We start from the raw sequence: 18,622 nt of genomic DNA on the forward strand, positions 1-18,622 counted from the left end.
AGAGGTTGGGTATATACTTGGATAGGTATTCCTCGTCCGCTGTACTTCCCTATGGCGGCAGGTTTTCGTGGTCGATAGCATAAGTGAAGGTTACCGATGGATCTCAGCGCAACGCAGCACCCACTCAAAGCTAAAGGTGTCTTGTTCACCCACTCGTTGCTGAGCGCACTGATTGTTTTTCTGCTGGCCTACCTGTGCCTGACGCTGTCAGCAGAATCCAGCCACTTTACCCCGCTGTGGTTCCCGACTGCCGCCGTTATTATGCTGATGTTCCACCAGCCACCGCGTACTTGGCCATTGCACTTGATCCTCTGCGGGATCGGCATGTGTATTGCCAGTTTCCTGCTGTTCGGCCTCAGTTGGTTCCCGGTCAAACTCACGCTGATCAACCTGCTGGAAGCCACCGTTTGTACCCTGCTGTTACGGCGAATACTGCAGCCAAACGATCCGTTAAACAGCTTGGCAAGCTGGCTGAAATTTGTGTTCTGTGCCGTGATCTTCACGCCTATGTTCAGCGCACTGTTGGCAGCCGCCGTGGCACCTGCACCTGGGGAAACCTTTTGGCAACCCTTCAGCACCTGGTTTATTTCCGAGGCGATTGGCGTACTGGCTCTGGCGCCGATCGGGCTGGTTTATCGCCGCTCAATGTTGAGAACGCTGAACCTGTTCGAACTGCTGTTGGTATTGCTGGGAACACTGACCTTCAGCTATCTGGCACTGCTCAACATGCCCTTCCCGTTTACCTTTATCATCCTGCCGTTGCTGTGGGCAGCGATCAGCCTGCCGCGGCTCGAAGCCTTTATCATCTGTTTTACCACCACCCTGATGATTACGGTGATGATCTCACTCGGGCTGTTGCATTTTCAGGATAGGGGGACGTTTTTAAGCGATGTGACAGTCTACCTGCCACTGATGTTGATCCTGATCCCGGCCCACGCCATGGCGATGGTGATGCATGCTTTCAGGGTGGAAAAAGAGCATATCGTGGAAAGCGAAACGCGTTTTCGTAATGCGTTGGAGTATTCGGCCATCGGCATGGCGCTGGTCTCACCAGAAGGGAAATGGTTACAGGTCAATCAGGCGCTGTGCAAGCTGCTGCGCTATCCCCCAGAAACCCTGCGCCGCCTGACGTTTCAAGAAATCACCCATCCCGATGATTTAAATGCCGATCTGACACAGTTACAGGACCTGCTTGATGGCCATATCAGCAGCTACACCATGGAAAAACGCTATATTCGTAGCGACGGTGAGAGCGTCTGGACACTGCTGGCGGTATCCTTGGTGCGCGATCCGCAGGGCCAACCGCTGTACTTTATTTCTCAAGTAGAAGATATCAACGAACTAAAACGTACCGAAGCGGAGAACCGCAGCCTGGTGGAACGGATAACGCTAGCCAATCAGGCCGGCGGGATCGGCGTGTGGGAATGGATGTTGAACGGAGATAAGCTCACCTGGGACAAGCGGATGTTTGAGCTGTACGAACTGACGCCGGATCAAATCCCCACACTGGCACTGTGGAGCTCTTTGCTGTTGGAAGAAGATCGCGAACGCATCGAGCGGCAAATGGCGACACTCACAGACCGGAACCAACCGTTTGTGATGGAGTTCCGCATCAAGACCCGGTTAGCGGGCGTTCGCCATATTCGCGGCCAGGGTAACACCATCCTCGATGAGCACGGCGTACCGAAGCGGATGATCGGTACCAATATCGACATGACGGAAATCAAAACGCTGGCCGAAGCGCTGCATGAAGAGAAGGAACGTTTGCACATTACGCTCGACGCCATTGGCGAAGGGGTGATTTCCACCGACCGCGACATGCGTATCACCTTTATGAACCCGGTAGCTGAACAAATGTGCGGATGGCCGCTGGAGATGGCGCTCGGTATGCCGATCAACGGCGTGGTGCGGATGACCAACGGCCAGGATGGCCCAGAGATAGAAAATCCGGTGCAAAACTGTCTGCATGAGGGGCCCCCCCTGCCAGCAGAATACGCTCTGGTACTGCATAGCCGTGACGGACGCCACTTCGACGTACAGGAATCGGTGTCGCCGCTAAAAACCATCGAGGGCGAGGTGATGGGGGCGGTGATGGTGTTGCAGGACGTCAGCGCCTCGCGGGAACTGATGAAAAAGCTCAGCTATAACGCCTCACACGATGCGCTGACCGACCTGAAAAACCGTACCAGCTTCGAAAAGCGGCTGAAGGGCGCTATTGCCAGCGTGGCCGAAAACCAGCAACAGCACTCGCTGGTGTTCCTCGATCTCGACAGGTTCAAGGCGGTTAACGATAGTGCCGGACACGCGGCAGGCGACGCCTTACTCAGGGAGATTGGCCAACTGATGCAGCGCCAGCTGCGTAACAGCGACTGCCTGGCACGGCTCGGTGGCGACGAATTTGGTCTGATCCTGTTCGACTGTTCGTTGGAGCAGGCCAAGTTGCTGATGCAACAGATGATCGAGCAGATCGGCGAGTACTCATTCTGCTGGGCAGGCAAGATTTATCATGTTGGCGCCAGCGCCGGTATTACACCAATCGGTGCCACCAGCGGCAAGAGCAGCGAGCTATTGGCACAGGCCGATATCGCCTGTTATACCGCCAAGCACCACGGCCGTGGCCAGGTTTATATTTATGAAGCTCGGCAAAAACAGCAGATGGAGCGCCAGCATGAGCTGCTAACGCGCCAGGAAGTACTAGATATTATCGATAATCAGCAATTGCTGTTACGCGTCAGGGCAGCCTCGCCGCCTAAAACGCCGCAGGCGGTCTGTTTCTATCAGCTAAAGCTGTACGTTACCCCACCCGACGAACGCCTGCTAGCCGCTGAATCCTTCCTCGCCGCCGCCCAGCTCTACGGCCTGCTGCCGGATGTCGATCGCTGGTTGGTAAGTCAGGTACTGGAAAGACACGCAGAGGCTCTACACCGCAAGGGGCTGGCCATTGCGCTGCCATTAGCCACGGATAGCGTGCTGGATATTGATTTTCAAAGTTATTTGCTGGAGTTACTGGCGGCTTCAGTGCTGCCAGCCAGCGCGCTGTATCTGATGGTGGACGAGACCATCGTGCTCGATCACCCAGAGGACGGCGGTGACTTTATGCGCCGTTTGCAGCAGATGGGCTGCAAGCTGATCGTCAATGGTTTTGGCCGCAACCTGAACGCCTTCAATCAATTAAACGGCCAGACTATCGATTACATCCGCATCGACGAGCGTTTTATCACCGACGTCCACTGTAACCAAATGGATGAGCTGATGGTGACGATGATCCATGGTGCCGCGCAACGTATTAATACTCAAACTCTAGCCGGGCCTGCACATCAACAGGTTACGCTAAGTGCGCTGACAGCCATCGGGGTCGATCTGGTAGACGGTGACACCGTTGCGCTGGAGTTACCGCTGAGCGAGTTACTCAGCGGCGGCTACTTCGGTATTCACTGAAGGAGCCCAACGATCGTTATGCCACAGATGCAAGGTGGCGTAGGAACGCCAAGGCCGCCAGCGTTCGGCATAGCGCTCAATCTGGCGCGGCGTCATGCCGGGGAAACGCTGTTTGATCAGATAGTCCCCCGCCAGAAAAACGTCCGGCCATGACCAGGCCCGCATCGCGATATAGCTGGCGGTCCAACTGCCTATCCCCGGTAATGAAGTTAACTCCTTGATACCCTGTTCGATATCCAGCACGTTATCCAGCTGCAAACGCCCTTCTGTTACCCTGCGTGCAATTTCAATCAGCGCCGCGGCGCGCTTCAGCTGTACGCCCAATGGACGCAGATCTTCCGGTTGCAACTGGGCGATCCGCACCGCCTGCGGAAAAACATGAGTGATATCGCCATACGGCTGCTCCAGCGCCGTTCCCCAGCGTTCGGCCATCCGTCCGGCAAAGGTAGCCGCCATCTTGACGCTGACCAACTGCCCCAACACCGCACGCGTAGCCTGCTCAAAGCTGTTGACGCAGCCTGGCAAACGTAAGCCGGGCGCATCCGCCGCTAACGTACCTAACGCCTCGCAAATGCGGTCCGGCGCGGCATCCAGATCGAACAGTTGGCGAATGCGCCGCAGGACTTCGGTCGTCACTCGGCTGAGCGATGGGGCTATTTCCACCCGTACCCGGTTACGCGCCTCTTGCGGCTGGACGCTCACCCAACCGCAATATTCGACACCGCCCTGATCCACCGCGATCGAACGGCAGTATTGTTGACCGACAACGCTTTCCACGCCGCTGACCGCACGGGTCTGTAAGAATCCCAGCATACGCGGCCAATCGTAAGGTGGCCGATACCCCAGATGAAATACCAGTCCACTGGTGGCGGCCCGCTCACTTCGGCCAGCAGTGCTGCGCAATACCGAAGGGATCAGGCGATAACGGGCCTTAAACAGCTCATTAAAACGCCGCAGGCTGCCAAACCCGGCGGCAAACGCCACCTCGCTCAGGGGCAAATCGGTATCCGCCAGCAGCCGTTTGGCCTGCAACAGACGGTGCGACTGGGCGTAATCAATGGGGGAAGCGCCGAACTGCTCGGCAAAAATGCGCCGCAGATGGCGATCGGAAATCCCCAGACGGGTAGCCAGCTGTTCACAGCTATGCTCTGAAAGATAGCCCTGCTCAATCAGCTGAACCGCAACCTGAGCATAGCGATTGCCCAGATCGATCAGCGCCAGCCCTGGAGCCAATTCGGGGCGGCATTTCAGGCAGGGGCGAAAACCGGCCAGTTCGGCGGCGGCGGCGCTGGGATAAAAGGTACAATTTTCGATTTTCGGCGTGCGGGCACTACATACCGGCCTGCAATAGATACCGGTGGAGGAGACACCGACAAAAAATCGTCCGTCAAACTTACGGTCACGCGCACTCAGCGCGCTATACAGCGCCTGTTGTTGATTCTTCATGGCATCGCTCGGAGTCAGTTTTTTGTTCATTATGGCGCTCGGACCTGTGGCTGACGTGCGGGAATCGGACATTAACCTGTTTGATATCGCTGCCATCAAGTTAACCATGCCGCCGCGATTGCCGCTAAATTTTTCGCCAGTTAGCGGCCCACTCGTTGCTCGGCAGACCAGTCTCGGGTAAAGTCGCCCCCCTTCATCGGCATGGGGAACGAAAAATGTTTATTGGCTTCGATTATGGCACTGCCAACTGTTCTGTCGCCGTTATGCGCGACCAGGGCCCTGAATTACTGACGTTGGAAAACAACGAACCGTATCTCCCTTCGATGCTGTGCGCACCGACGCGTGAGGCGGTGAGTGAGTGCCTGCATCGCCACTGGCAGGTGCCAACCGGCAGCGAGGAAAACCAGCAGCTGCTGCGCCGCGCCATCACTTTCAACCGCGAAGAAGATATTCCGGTCAACGGCGACAGCGTGCTGTTCGGCCTGCAGGCGCTGGCCCACTACATCGAAGATCCGGAAGAAGTGTATTTTGTCCGCTCGCCGAAATCCTTCCTCGGGGCTAACGGCCTTAAGCCACAGCAGATTGCGCTATTTGAAGATCTGGTGTGCGCCATGATGTTCCACATCAAGCGCCAGGCGGAAAGCGTATTACAAACCAGCATCGCTCAGGCCGTCATTGGCCGCCCGATCAACTTCCAGGGCACCGGCGGTGAAGAGGCTAACCAGCAGGCGCAGGGGATTTTGCACCGCGCCGCACAGCGGGCCGGTTTCAAAGAGATCGAGTTCCAGTTCGAACCGGTTGCCGCCGGGCTGGACTTTGAAGCGACGCTAAGCGAAGAGAAAACCGTGCTGGTGGTCGATATCGGCGGCGGCACCACCGACTGCTCGGTGCTGTTGATGGGGCCACAATGGCGCGATCGTGCCGATCGCCAACAGAGCCTGTTGGGGCACAGCGGTTGCCGCGTAGGCGGTAACGATCTGGATATCATGCTGGCGTTCAAACAGCTGATGCCGCTGTTCGGTATGGGCGGTGAAACCGAGAAAGGCATTGCCATGCCTGCATTGCCTTACTGGAACGCGGTAGCGACCAACGACGTCCCAGCCCAAATCGATTTCTACAGCACGGCCAATGGCCGTATGCTGCGCGATCTGATCCGCGACGCTGCCGAACCCGAGAAGGTGAAACGTCTGTTGAAAGTCCATCAGCAGCGCCTGAGCTATCGGCTGGTACGTGCGGCGGAAGAGAGTAAAATCGCGCTATCGGGTCAGGCAAGCATCAGCGCTCAACTGGATTTTGTGCAGCCGGAGCTGGCAGAAACGATCAGCCAGGAGCAGTTGGCCGATGCCATTGCCCAACCTCTGCTACGTATCCAGGAACAGGTTAGCGCCGCTCTGGCTACCAGCCAAAGTAAGCCGCAGGTCATTTACCTGACCGGTGGTAGCGCGCGCTCACCACTGCTGAGAACTGCACTGCAACAGCAGTTGCCGGGGATCCCGATCGTCGGTGGCAACGATTTTGGCTCGGTCACCGCCGGGTTGGCACGCTGGGCGCAGACGCTGTTTCGTTGATTAACGCAGGGGCGGCTAACGCCCCTGACAATGGAGCATTATGGCTATCATCACTGGTGAAACACCTAGATTGCTGCTGCGCGGTTGGCAAGATAGCGATCTGCCCGCCTTTGCCGCGCTCAATAGCGCTCCTGAGGTGATGAAATACTTCCCGGCAACGCTAAGCAGAGCTGAAAGCGACGCCCAGGCCAATCGTATCCGCCAATTTATGCAACAACACGGCTGGGGGCTATGGGCCGTCGAGGTGAAGCATCAGGCTGCCTTTATCGGCTTTGTCGGGCTAGCCATTCCTGGCGACGATCTGCCCTGCTCGCCCTGCGTGGAAATTGGCTGGCGGTTGGCGAAGGAGCATTGGGGCCAAGGCTATGCCAGCGAAGCGGCACGTTGCGCACTGGATATCGCTTTCAATAGGCTGCAACTGCCAGAGGTGGTGTCCTTTACCGCTGAAATTAATCTCCCTTCCCGCCGGGTGATGGAGCGCATCGGGATGACCTTCAGCGGTGAAACCTTCGAGCATCCCCGTTTACCGCTGGGCCATCCACTACGCAAGCATGTGTTGTATCGTAAGCTGTCGCCAAACAAGTAATGGTGATAATAACTCATTGAATAATAATTGATGTTATGGGCCTTACCAGGCACTTGCCTCATCCAGCGCCTTGATATCCTCGGCGGCCAATTGGAGCCGAGTGGCACTCACCAACTCATCCAACTGGGTTAACGAGGTGGCGCTGACGATGGGCGCGGTGATGCTTGGGCGAGCAATCAGCCAGGCCAACGAGATCTGTGCGGGTGTAGTCTGGTGCTTCTCTGCCAGCAGATCGAGGGCTGCCAGAATGCGGAAACCGCGCGGGTTCAGATAACGCGACACAATGGTATCTCCGCGCTGGCTCTTACCCACGTCCTGTGCGCTACGATATTTGCCGGTGAGGAAACCACTGGCCAGTGAGAAGAAGTTGATCACCCCCAGCCCCTGTTGCTGCGCCACCGCTTCCAGCGCCTGCTCATAACCTTCACGGGCATACAGATTATATTCCGGCTGCAGGGTTTCATAGCGCGCCAGTCCGTTTTGCTCGCTGACTTTCAGTGCTTCCACCAGCCGGTCTGCCTGATAGTTGGAAGCGCCAATAGCACGCACTTTCCCGGCTTTGATCAATTCATCAAGTGCAGACAGAGTTTCTGCCAGCGGAGTGTCCTGGTCATCATCATGGGACTGATAAAGATCGATATAATCGGTTTGCAGGCGGCGCAACGAAGCCTCTACGGCCTGACGAATATAGCGTGGCGACAAGCCTTGTTTGCCCTCGCCCATCGGTTTTCCCACCTTGGTAGCGATGATCACCTGGTCGCGCTTGCCGCTTTTCTTCAGCCAGTTACCAATCACCGTTTCTGACTCGCCACCTTGGTTGCCCGGCGCCCAGCTCGAATAAACGTCGGCGGTATCAATAAAATTCAACTGATTGGCTACCAGCGCATCCAACAGGCTGAAAGACGTGGCCTCGTCTGCAGTCCAACCAAACACGTTGCCGCCAAAGGTCAGTTGCGGGACCTGAATGCCGGAACGGCCCAACGGTTTCTTGCTCATGATGTGGCTCCTGAGGGAAAAGGAAATATTCGCCCTAAATTATTAGCGCGAAAACGGCTGGAACGCTAAAACGAATCGGTTATATGTCAGAAAATGTCTAGCTAAGCGTGGTTTGGGTAAAATAGACATTCTCTGCCGACAAACCTGACGCTTCCTCCATATTTCCTTCATTTTTACACCGTGACGGCTCGCTAAACTAGTATCCTGTAAGGAGTATCACTTTTGGCAACTGATTGCCCGCACGACTGTCTCTGGAGAGAATGCCCAACGCCATGAATACAAAACCCAAACGCCGCACACTGCTCTTGCGCCTGCTAGCCATAGTTATCGTGGTGCTTGGCGCCATTCTGATCTGGCGTCACTTTAGCGCGCCACAGGCTACCGGTGCAGCGCCGGGTGCGCAGCAGGCAGGTTCAGGCCCAGCAGGAGCCGCAGGCAGAGCCGGTGGTAGACGAGGGGCTCCCATGTCTCCAGTGCAGGCCGCCACCGCCACAGTGCAGAGCGTGCCGCGTTTCCTCTCGGGATTGGGCACCGCCACCGCGGCCAACACCGTGACCGTCACCAGCCGCGTCGATGGTCAATTGATGGCGATACACTTTACCGAAGGCCAACAGGTCAAGGCGGGAGACCTGCTGGTTGAGATCGACCCGCGCCCTTACGAAGTACAATTAACTCAGGCTCTGGGGCAGTTAGCCAAAGATCAGGCGACGCTGGCCAATGCCAAACGCGACCTCGCCCGTTACCAACAGTTGGCAAAAACCAATCTGGTATCGCGCCAGGAACTGGATACCCAGGAGTCATTGGTTCGCCAGACCGAAGGGGCTATCAAGGCCGATCTAGGGGCGGTGGACAGCGCCAAACTGCAAATAACCTACAGTAAGATCACCGCACCGATTGATGGCCGCGTGGGCCTTAAGCTGGTTGACGTGGGCAATTACATCGCCAGCGGCAGCACTACCGGCATCGTGGTGATCACCCAAACGCATCCGATCGATGTAGTCTTTACCCTACCGGAGAGCAATATCGCCGATCTGGTCAAAGCACAGAAAGCTGGCCCCGTGAGCGTCGAGGCATGGGACCGCACCAACCAGCAGTTGTTAACCACCGGTGAGTTATTGAGCCTGGATAACCAGATCGATACCGCGACGGGTACCATCAAACTGAAGGCTCGCTTCGACAATCAGGACGATGCGCTGTTCCCGAATCAGTTCGTTAACGCCCGGCTGAAGGTTGCCACCCTGCAAAATGCGGTGGTGATCCCCACCGCCGCGCTGCAAATGGGCAACGAAGGTAACTTCGTCTGGCTGCTGAGCGCAGACAATAAGGTCAGCAAACATCTGGTGACCGCCGGTATTCAGGATAGCCAGCAGGTGGTCATTAGTGCCGGGGTCAATGCGGGCGACCGCGTCGTCACCGACGGGATCGACCGCCTGACCGAAGGCATGCAGGTTGAAGTGGTGGCCCCTCATACATCGACGGCCACCCCGAATGCAGAACAACCGAAGCACCGCGCTAAACCTCAGGGGAACTCCTGATGCAGTCGATGTCCCCACATAGCGGAGGTGGGCCTTCCCGCCTGTTTATTCTTCGCCCAGTAGCCACCACGCTGTTTATGCTGGCTATCATGCTGGCCGGGATCATTGGCTATCGCTCACTGCCCGTTTCTGCCCTGCCGGAAGTGGATTACCCAACCATCCAGATCGTCACACTCTACCCTGGCGCCAGCCCGGATGTGGTCACCTCGGCGATCACCGCGCCGTTGGAGCGCCAGTTTGGCCAGATGTCCGGCCTTAAGCAGATGGCCTCGCAGAGCTCCGGTGGCGCCTCGGTGATCACCCTACAATTCCAGCTTGAACTGCCGCTGGACGTTGCCGAGCAGGAAGTGCAGGCGGCCATCAATGCCGCCACCAACCTGCTGCCCAACGATCTGCCCTACCCGCCGATTTACAGCAAGGTTAACCCGGCCGATCCACCGATCCTGACGCTGGCCGTCACCTCGACCGCCATGCCGATGACCCAGGTAGAAGACATGGTGGAAACCCGGGTGGCGCAAAAGATTTCGCAGGTTACCGGGGTCGGTCTGGTCACCATCTCCGGCGGCCAGCGCCCGGCCGTACGGGTGAAACTCAATGCTACGGCGGTCGCCGCCTATGGGCTGGATAGCGAAACCATTCGCACCGCCATCAGTAACGCCAACGTCAACTCGGCCAAAGGTAGCCTGGACGGCCCGACGCGTTCGGTCACACTCTCTGCCAACGATCAGATGAAAACCGCTGAGGATTACCGTCAGCTGATTATCGCCTATCAGAACGGAGCAGCCATCCGCCTGCAAGATATCGCCACCATTGAGCAAGGCGCAGAGAACAACCGCCTGGCGGCATGGGCCAATAAAGAACAGGCCATCGTGCTGAATATTCAGCGCCAACCGGGTGCCAACGTGATCACCACCGCCGACAGTATTCGCGAGATGCTACCAGAGCTGATCAAGAGCCTGCCAAAGTCGGTAGATGTGAAGGTGCTGACCGACCGCACCACCACCATCCGGGCCTCGGTCAGTGACGTACAGTTTGAGCTGCTGCTGGCGATCGCCCTGGTCATCATGGTGATCTACGTCTTCCTGCGTAACGTTCCCGCCACCATTATCCCGAGCGTGGCGGTGCCGCTTTCCCTGGTGGGCACCTTTGCCGTCATGTATTTCCTCGACTTCTCCATCAACAACCTGACGCTGATGGCGCTGACCATCGCCACCGGCTTTGTGGTGGATGACGCCATCGTGGTGATCGAGAATATCTCGCGCTATATCGAAAAAGGTGAAAAACCGCTCGACGCGGCGCTGAAAGGGGCAGGAGAGATCGGCTTTACCATTATCTCGCTGACCTTCTCGCTGGTAGCGGTGCTGATCCCACTGCTGTTTATGGGTGATATCGTTGGCCGTCTGTTCCGCGAGTTTGCGGTGACGCTGGCAGTGGCGATCCTGATTTCCGCACTGGTGTCGCTGACGCTGACGCCGATGATGTGCGCCCGGATGCTTAGCCACGAATCGCTGCGTAAGCAAAACCGTTTCTCTCGTGCTTGCGAGCGTTTCTTTGACCGGGTGATCGCCCAATACGGCGTGTGGCTGAAAGTGGTGCTGAACCATCAGTGGCTGACGTTAGGCGTCGTCTTCGGCACCATGGCGCTGACCGTGTTGCTGTATCTGCTGATGCCGAAAGGCTTCTTCCCGGTGCAGGATAACGGCATTATTCAGGGTACGCTGGAAGCGCCACAGAGCGTTTCATTCAGTAACATGGCCGAGCGCCAGCAGCAGGTTGCTGCCGAAATCCTCAAGGATCCGGCGGTAGAAAGCCTGACGTCCTTTGTTGGCGTGGACGGCAGCAACGCCACGCTCAACAGCGGCCGTTTGCAGATCAACCTTAAACCGCTGAGCGAACGTAGCGATCGCATCCCGGCGATCATTACCCGCCTGCAGCAACAGACGGCGCAGTTCCCCGGCTTGAAGCTGTATCTGCAACCGGTGCAGGATCTGACCATCGACACCCAGGTGAGCCGCACGCAGTACCAGTTCACCCTTCAGGCGATGTCATTGGATGACCTCAGCCTGTGGGTGCCGAAGTTGATGGCCGAATTGCAGCAGGCCCCGCAACTGGCCGAAGTGACCAGCAACTGGCAGGATCAGGGGCTGGTGGCCTATGTGAATGTCGACCGAGACTCGGCCTCGCGCCTTGGCATCACCATGAGCGATGTCGACAGCGCGCTGTATAACGCCTTCGGCCAGCGCCTGATCTCAACCATTTACACCCAGGCAAACCAATATCGGGTGGTACTGGAGCATGATGTCTCCAGCACACCAGGGCTTTCAGCGTTAAACGATATCCGCCTGATCAGCAGCAACGGCACCATCGTGCCATTAAGCACCATCGCCAAAATAGAGGAGCGCTTTGGCCCGCTGTCGATCAACCATCTCGATCAGTTCCCGTCGGCCACCGTGTCGTTTAACGTGGCCGGTAATTACTCGCTCGGGGAAGCGGTAGAGGCCATTACTCAGGCTGAGAAAGACCTCAACATGCCCAAAGACATCACCACCCAGTTCCAGGGCGCCACGCTAGCATTTCAGGCTGCCCTTGGTAGCACGCTGTGGCTGATCCTGGCGGCGGTGGTCGCGATGTATATCGTGCTGGGCGTGCTGTATGAGAGCTTTATCCACCCGGTGACCATTCTTTCGACCCTGCCCACCGCCGGTGTCGGGGCCCTGCTGGCGCTGATGCTCTCCGGCCATGAGCTGGATGTGATCGCCATTATCGGCATCATCTTGCTGATCGGCATCGTGAAAAAGAACGCCATCATGATGATCGACTTTGCATTGGCTGCCGAGCGTGAGCAAGGGATGACGCCGTACGACGCCATCTATCAGGCCTGCCTGCTGCGTTTTCGCCCGATCCTGATGACCACGCTGGCCGCGCTGCTGGGGGCATTGCCGCTGATGCTGAGTACCGGCGTCGGGGCCGAACTGCGCCGCCCGCTGGGCGTCTGTATGGTCGGTGGTCTGGTGATGAGCCAGATCCTGACGCTGTTCACCACGCCGGTGATTTACCTGCTGTTTGATAAATTGGCTCGCAATACCCACCGCCAGCCAGAACCGCAGGAGCTGCCGTGAAATTCTTTGCCCTGTTTATCTACCGGCCGGTTGCCACAACGCTGTTGACGCTGGCGATCACCATCGCCGGGGTGATTGGCTTTCGGCTGCTGCCGGTATCGCCGCTGCCGCAGGTGGATTTCCCCGTCATTCTGGTGAGCGCTTCGTTACCTGGCGCCGATCCGGAAACCATGGCCTCCTCGGTAGCTACACCGCTGGAACGGGCCCTGGGCCGGATCGCCGGGGTGAATGAAATGACCTCGACGAGTTCACTTGGCAGCACCAGGGTGATCCTGCAGTTCGATCTCGATCGCGATATCAACGGGGCTGCACGTGACGTACAGGCTGCGATTAATGCCGCCCAAAGCTTATTGCCTACCGGGATGCCAAGCCGACCCACCTATCGCAAGATCAACCCGTCCGACGCGCCAATCATGATCCTGACGCTGACTTCGGATACCTACAACCAAGGGCAGCTGTATGACTTCGCGTCAACGCAGCTGGCGCAAAAGATTGCCCAGACGGAAGGCGTAGGCGATGTCTCGGTCGGCGGCAGTTCCTTACCTGCGGTACGCGTGGAGCTTAATCCCGGTGCCTTATTCAACCAGGGGATTTCACTGGATGCGGTAAGGCAAACCATCGCCAACGCCAACGTACGCCGCCCGCAAGGCGCGGTGGATGACCCACAGCAGCGCTGGCAGATCCAGGCCAACGACGAATTGAAAACTGCGGCGGCCTACCAGCCGTTGGTGATTCACTATAACAACGGCGCGGCGGTACGGCTGAGCGACGTGGCCAACGTCATCGATTCGGTCCAGGACGTACGCAACGCCGGGATGACCAACGCCAAACCAGCCATCATTCTGACCATCAGCCGTGCTCCCGGCGCCAATATCATTCAAACCGTGGATCGTATCCGCGCCGAGTTGCCCGCGTTGCGGGAGAACATCCCCGCCTCGATCGAACTGAGTATTGCCCAGGATCGCTCACCGACGATCCGTGCCTCACTGGCCGAAGTAGAGCAATCACTGGTGATCGCCATCGGGCTGGTGATCCTGGTGGTCTTCATCTTCCTGCGCTCTGGCCGAGCAACGCTGATCCCGGCAGTGGCCGTACCGGTTTCCCTGATCGGTTCCTTCGCCGCCATGTACCTGTGCGGCTTCAGCCTGAACAACTTGTCGCTGATGGCGCTCACCATCGCCACCGGCTTTGTGGTGGATGACGCCATCGTGGTACTGGAAAACATTTCGCGCCACGTCGAGGCCGGGATGAAACCAATCAAGGCCGCACTGCTAGGGGTACGAGAGGTCGGTTTCACCGTGCTTTCCATGAGCGTATCGCTGGTGGCGGTGTTTATTCCCTTGCTGTTTATGGCCGGCTTGCCAGGCAGGCTGTTCCGCGAATTTGCCGTGACGCTTTCGGTGTCAATCGGGCTTTCGTTACTGATTTCACTGACGCTGACGCCGATGATGTGCGCCTATCTGCTGCGTTACCAGCCACCGCGCGAACAGCGGCGTATTCGGGGTTTTGGCCGAATGTTGCTGGCTTTGCAGCAGGGCTATGGCCGCTCACTCAACTGGGTATTGGGCCATTCTCGCTGGGTAATGGCAGTGTTCCTGGCCACAATTGCCCTCAACGTCTGGCTGTACATCAGTATTCCAAAAACCTTCTTCCCCGAGCAGGATACCGGCCGCCTGATGGGCTTTATCCAGGCCGACCAGAGCATTTCGTTTCAGGCAATGCGCGGTAAGCTGCAAGAATTTATGAAGATCGTGCGGGAAGACAAGGACGTGGATAACGTCACCGGTTTCACCGGCGGTTCGCGCACCAATAGCGGCTCGATGTTTATCTCCCTCAAACCGCTGTCGGAACGCACCGATGATGCTCAGAAGGTGATCGCCCGCCTGCGTGCCAAACTGGCGAAAGAGCCGGGGGCCAGCCTGTTCCTGATGGCTGTACAAGACATTCGCGTTGGTGGGCGGCAGGCCAACGCCAGTTACCAATACACGCTGCTTGCCGACGATCTTGGCGCACTACGCGAATGGGAACCGAAGATCCGCACCGCACTGGCAGCGTTGCCGGAGCTGGCGGACGTCAACTCCGATCAGCAGGACAAAGGCTCGGAAATGGATCTGACCTACGATCGCGAAACCATGTCGCGGCTGGGCATTTCGGTCAACGACGCCAACAACCTGCTCAACAACGCTTTCGGACAACGCCAGATTTCCACCATCTATCAGCCGCTGAACCAATACAAAGTGGTGATGGAGGTAGCTCCGCCCTATACCCAGGACGTGAGCTCGCTGGACAAAATGTTTGTGATCAACAGCAGCGGCCAGCCGATCCCGCTGTCTTACTTTGCCCAATGGCGGCCAGCCAACGCACCGCTGGCGGTGAACCATCAGGGGCTGTCGGCAGCCTCTACCATCTCGTTCAACCTGCCAGACGGTGGCAGCCTGTCCGAGGCGACGGCAGCCATCGAACGGACCATGACGCAGCTGGGAGTTCCCTCCACCGTGCGAGGCTCGTTTGCCGGTACCGCACAGGTGTTTCAGGAAACGCTGAAATCACAGCTGTTCCTGATCGCGGCGGCCATAGCCACGGTATATATCGTGCTAGGTATTTTGTATGAGAGCTATATCCATCCGCTGACCATACTGTCCACGCTACCTTCTGCCGGAGTCGGGGCATTGCTGGCACTGGAACTGTTTGACGCGCCGTTTAGCCTGATTGCGCTAATCGGGATTATGCTGTTGATTGGTATCGTTAAAAAGAACGCCATCATGATGGTCGACTTTGCCCTGGATGCGCAACGCAACGGCGGGATCAGCGCCCGTGAGGCCATCTTCCAGGCCTGCTTACTGCGTTTTCGCCCCATCATGATGACGACGTTGGCGGCCCTGTTTGGCGCCTTGCCGCTGGTTCTGACCAGCGGGGACGGGGCGGAGCTGAGGCAGCCGCTGGGGATCACCATCGCCGGGGGGCTGCTGATGAGCCAATTGTTGACGCTGTATACCACGCCGGTGATCTATCTGTACTTTGACCGCTTGCAGATGAAGTTCCGTCGCGGTAAAAAACTGACGCCGCTGCCTCACTGATCGGCAGCAACGCGGGAGATAAGGGCCTATGAGATGAACATCAAACCCAGCGCCCCACCAGGGTCCACCTCGGTGCGATGGCAGCTGTGGATCGTGGCTTTCGGCTTCTTTATGCAGACGCTGGATACCACCATCGTCAATACCGCGCTGCCCTCCATGGCAGCCAGCCTGGGGGAAAATCCGCTGCGCATGCAGTCGGTGATTGTTTCCTATGTGCTGACGGTCGCAGTGATGCTACCTGCCAGCGGATGGCTGGCGGATCGGGTAGGTGTCAAACGGGTGTTCTTCAGCGCCATCGTGCTGTTCACGCTTGGGTCGATCCTGTGCGCCCGTTCGGAAACCCTGAATGAGCTGGTGGCCTCCCGCGTGATACAGGGCATCGGCGGCGCGATGATGGTGCCGGTCGGCAGGCTGACGGTGATGAAAATCGTCCCGCGTGAACAGTATATGGCGGCGATGACCTTCGTCACCCTGCCCGGCCAGATCGGCCCGCTGATGGGACCCGCCTTGGGGGGCTTTCTGGTGCAATACGCCAGTTGGCACTGGATCTTCCTGATCAACATTCCCGTGGGGATCGCCGGAGCGATTGCCACCGCGCTGCTGATGCCCAATTACACCATGCAGACCCGGCGTTTCGATATCAGCGGCTTTATCATGTTGGCAATTGGCATGGCGACGCTGACGCTGGCGCTCGACGGGCATAAAGGCATGGGGCTTTCCTCTGCCACCATCGCCGGGCTGGTGGTTATGGGTTGCGCTGCGCTGGCTGGCTACTGGTTGCATGCCCGAGGTAACAGCCGGGCGCTGTTCTCACTACGACTATTCAAGACGGCAACCTACCGCATCGGGCTAACCGGCAGCCTGTTGGGGCGGATCGGCAGCGGGATGTTGCCCTTTATGACCCCGTTGTTTTTGCAAGTGGGTATGGGGTTTTCCCCGTTCCACGCTGGGTTGATGATGATCCCGATGATCATCGGCAGCATGGGCATGAAGCGCATCGTGGTGCAGGTGGTTAACCGCTTCGGTTATCGCAATGTACTGGTGGCCGCCACCCTGATGCTGGCGCTGGTTACCCTGAGTTTTCCGCTGGTGGCGATACTGGGCTGGGTTTATCTGCTGCCGGTGATACTCTTCTTCCAAGGCATGGTTAACTCCCTGCGTTTTTCCGCCATGAATACCCTGACGCTGAAAGATCTGCCCGATCGGCTCGCCAGCAGCGGCAACAGCCTGCTGTCGATGGTGATGCAGCTATCCATGAGCCTGGGCGTCAGCATTGCCGGGATCCTGATTGGCAGCTTCGCGCATCATCAGGTGGTGGCCGATAGCCCGGCTATCCACAACGCCTTTATCTACAGCTATGGCTGCATGGCGCTGATTATTGCCCTGCCGGCGCTGGCTTTCGCCCGCGTACCGACCGACATCGCCCCCAACCGCACGTTGACCAAAGAGCCGGGCACCGGCTCCACGAGGAAACAATGAGAATTGGCATAACCGGCAAGCTGTTCATGGCGATCTTCGCCACCTGCATGTTGGTGTTGATCACCATGCACTGGGGCGTACGCGTCAGCTTTGAACGGGGTTTTATCGATTACATCAAGCACAGCAATGAGCAGCGCATCAGCATGCTCGGTGACGCGTTGGAAGATCAGTATCGCCGCCACGGCAACTGGGAATTTCTGCGTAACAACGATCAGGTGGTGTATCAGATTATGCGTTCGTTTGAGCAGAACAGCGACAGTAGCCACAATCTGCCCCCCAAGGGCTGGCGCACCCAATTCTGGGTGGTGGACAGTCAATATAACCGGTTGGTAGGCCATTCCGGCCCGATCCCGAAAGAAAGCACCCGACACCCGATTCATTACAACAATCAGATCGTCGGTTGGGTAGTGGCTACTCCACCGGAAAAGCTGACGCGCAATGCGGACATCAACTTCGATCGCCAACAGAAGCGCACCAGCTGGATGATCGTTGGGCTATCTACCTTGTTGGCGGCGGCAGTCACCTGGCTGATGTCGCGCGGCCTGCTGGCACCGGTTAAACGCCTGGTTGCTGGTACCCATCGGCTAGCGGCGGGTGATTTCAGCGCTCGAGTGGCGGTCAGCAGCCAAGATGAGCTGGGTCGGCTGGCACAGGATTTCAACCAGCTTGCCACCTCGCTGGAAAAGAACGAACAGATGCGGCGGGCGCTAATGGCGGATGTTTCCCACGAGCTGCGTACCCCACTGGCGGTACTGCGTGGTGAGTTAGAGGCGCTGCAAGACGGCGTTCGCCAACCCACACCGGCTTCGCTCAGTTCGCTACAGGCGGAAGTCTCAACCCTCACCAAATTGGTGGACGATCTGCACCAGCTGTCACTCTCCGATCTCGGCGCCCTCGCCTACCGTAAATTGCCAGTAGATTGTGTGCATCTGGTGCAGATCGCAGTGGCGGCCTTCCGTGAACGTTTTCATACCAAACAGTTGGAAATCGTCACCTATCTACCGGAACAGATGCCACTGTTTGGCGATCCTGACCGACTGCTCCAGTTATTCAACAACCTGTTGGAAAACAGCCAACGCTATACCGATGCCGGTGGTCGGCTGGAGATTGGTATCGAACGCCTGCCGGGAATGGTGCGGATTTACTGGCAGGACAGCGCCCCAGGAGTGAATGACGAGCAGTTGGCTCTCATCTTCGAACGCTTTTATCGCACTGAAGGATCGCGTAACCGCGCCAGCGGCGGTTCGGGGCTGGGGCTCTCCATCTGTCAGAACATTGTGGAGGCACATGGCGGCGAGATCCGCGCACAACACTCGCCTTTAGGCGGCGTGCGCATTACAGTAGATTTCCCCATCTCTGGTGAATAATAAGGTTGTTT

10 protein-coding genes are annotated in these 18,622 nt (G+C 57.7%); 8 read left to right on the plus strand and 2 right to left on the minus strand.

Going from position 1 to position 18,622, the window contains the following annotated elements:
* Positions 1–96: 96 nt before the first annotated feature.
* The gene (locus KGP26_RS20765; protein WP_223664562.1) at positions 97–3,438 is read left to right on the plus strand and encodes a diguanylate cyclase; all 3,342 of its coding nucleotides are present in this window, start codon (positions 97–99) and stop codon (positions 3,436–3,438) included.
* Here the strand turns inward: KGP26_RS20765 and alkA are convergent.
* Positions 3,406–4,914 (minus strand): DNA-3-methyladenine glycosylase 2, encoded by a 1,509-nt coding sequence (gene alkA, locus KGP26_RS20770; RefSeq protein WP_021807133.1) that lies wholly within the window; start codon positions 4,912–4,914, stop codon positions 3,406–3,408. The genes KGP26_RS20765 and alkA overlap by 33 nt on opposite strands.
* Positions 4,915–5,099: 185 nt before the next feature.
* On the opposite strand from alkA, the gene yegD reads away from it, so the two are divergent.
* A complete protein-coding gene (gene yegD, locus KGP26_RS20775; protein ID WP_094982764.1) occupies positions 5,100–6,452 on the plus strand; it encodes a molecular chaperone in 1,353 nt (450 codons plus the stop codon).
* A 40-nt stretch (positions 6,453–6,492) separates the two neighbouring features.
* Complete coding sequence (locus KGP26_RS20780; RefSeq protein WP_021807135.1) at positions 6,493–7,038, plus strand: GNAT family N-acetyltransferase; 546 nt, start codon at positions 6,493–6,495, stop codon at positions 7,036–7,038.
* A gap of 42 nt (positions 7,039–7,080) precedes the next feature.
* On the opposite strand, the gene KGP26_RS20785 is transcribed toward KGP26_RS20780, so the two are convergent.
* Complete coding sequence (locus KGP26_RS20785; RefSeq protein ID WP_223664563.1) at positions 7,081–8,034, minus strand: aldo/keto reductase; 954 nt, start codon at positions 8,032–8,034, stop codon at positions 7,081–7,083.
* A 272-nt stretch (positions 8,035–8,306) separates the two neighbouring features.
* On the opposite strand from KGP26_RS20785, the gene KGP26_RS20790 reads away from it, so the two are divergent.
* Genes KGP26_RS20790 through baeS form a run of 5 tightly spaced genes read left to right on the plus strand, consistent with a single transcriptional unit; the run spans position 8,307 to position 18,611 of the window.
* Positions 8,307–9,569: an MdtA/MuxA family multidrug efflux RND transporter periplasmic adaptor subunit gene (locus KGP26_RS20790; RefSeq protein WP_094982800.1), complete on the plus strand. Its 1,263-nt coding sequence runs from the start codon at positions 8,307–8,309 to the stop codon at positions 9,567–9,569.
* Complete coding sequence (locus KGP26_RS20795; RefSeq protein ID WP_021807138.1) at positions 9,569–12,688, plus strand: MdtB/MuxB family multidrug efflux RND transporter permease subunit; 3,120 nt, start codon at positions 9,569–9,571, stop codon at positions 12,686–12,688. The genes KGP26_RS20790 and KGP26_RS20795 overlap by 1 nt, the downstream gene beginning before the upstream one ends.
* A complete protein-coding gene (gene mdtC / locus KGP26_RS20800; RefSeq protein WP_223664564.1) occupies positions 12,685–15,765 on the plus strand; it encodes a multidrug efflux RND transporter permease subunit MdtC in 3,081 nt (1,026 codons plus the stop codon). The genes KGP26_RS20795 and mdtC overlap by 4 nt, the downstream gene beginning before the upstream one ends.
* 33 nt (positions 15,766–15,798) lie before the next feature.
* On the plus strand, positions 15,799–17,244 hold the full coding sequence (locus KGP26_RS20805; protein WP_021807140.1) for an MFS transporter: 1,446 nt from the start codon (positions 15,799–15,801) through the stop codon (positions 17,242–17,244).
* Positions 17,241–18,611, plus strand: a complete 1,371-nt coding sequence (baeS, locus tag KGP26_RS20810; protein ID WP_179247664.1) for a two-component system sensor histidine kinase BaeS — start codon at positions 17,241–17,243, stop codon at positions 18,609–18,611. Before KGP26_RS20805 ends, baeS begins: the two co-directional genes overlap by 4 nt.
* The last annotated feature ends 11 nt before the right edge of the window (positions 18,612–18,622 follow it).

It is taken from the genome of Serratia sp. JSRIV002, assembly GCF_019968725.1.
GTDB classification, from domain to species: Bacteria; Pseudomonadota; Gammaproteobacteria; order Enterobacterales; family Enterobacteriaceae; genus Chania; species Chania fonticola_B.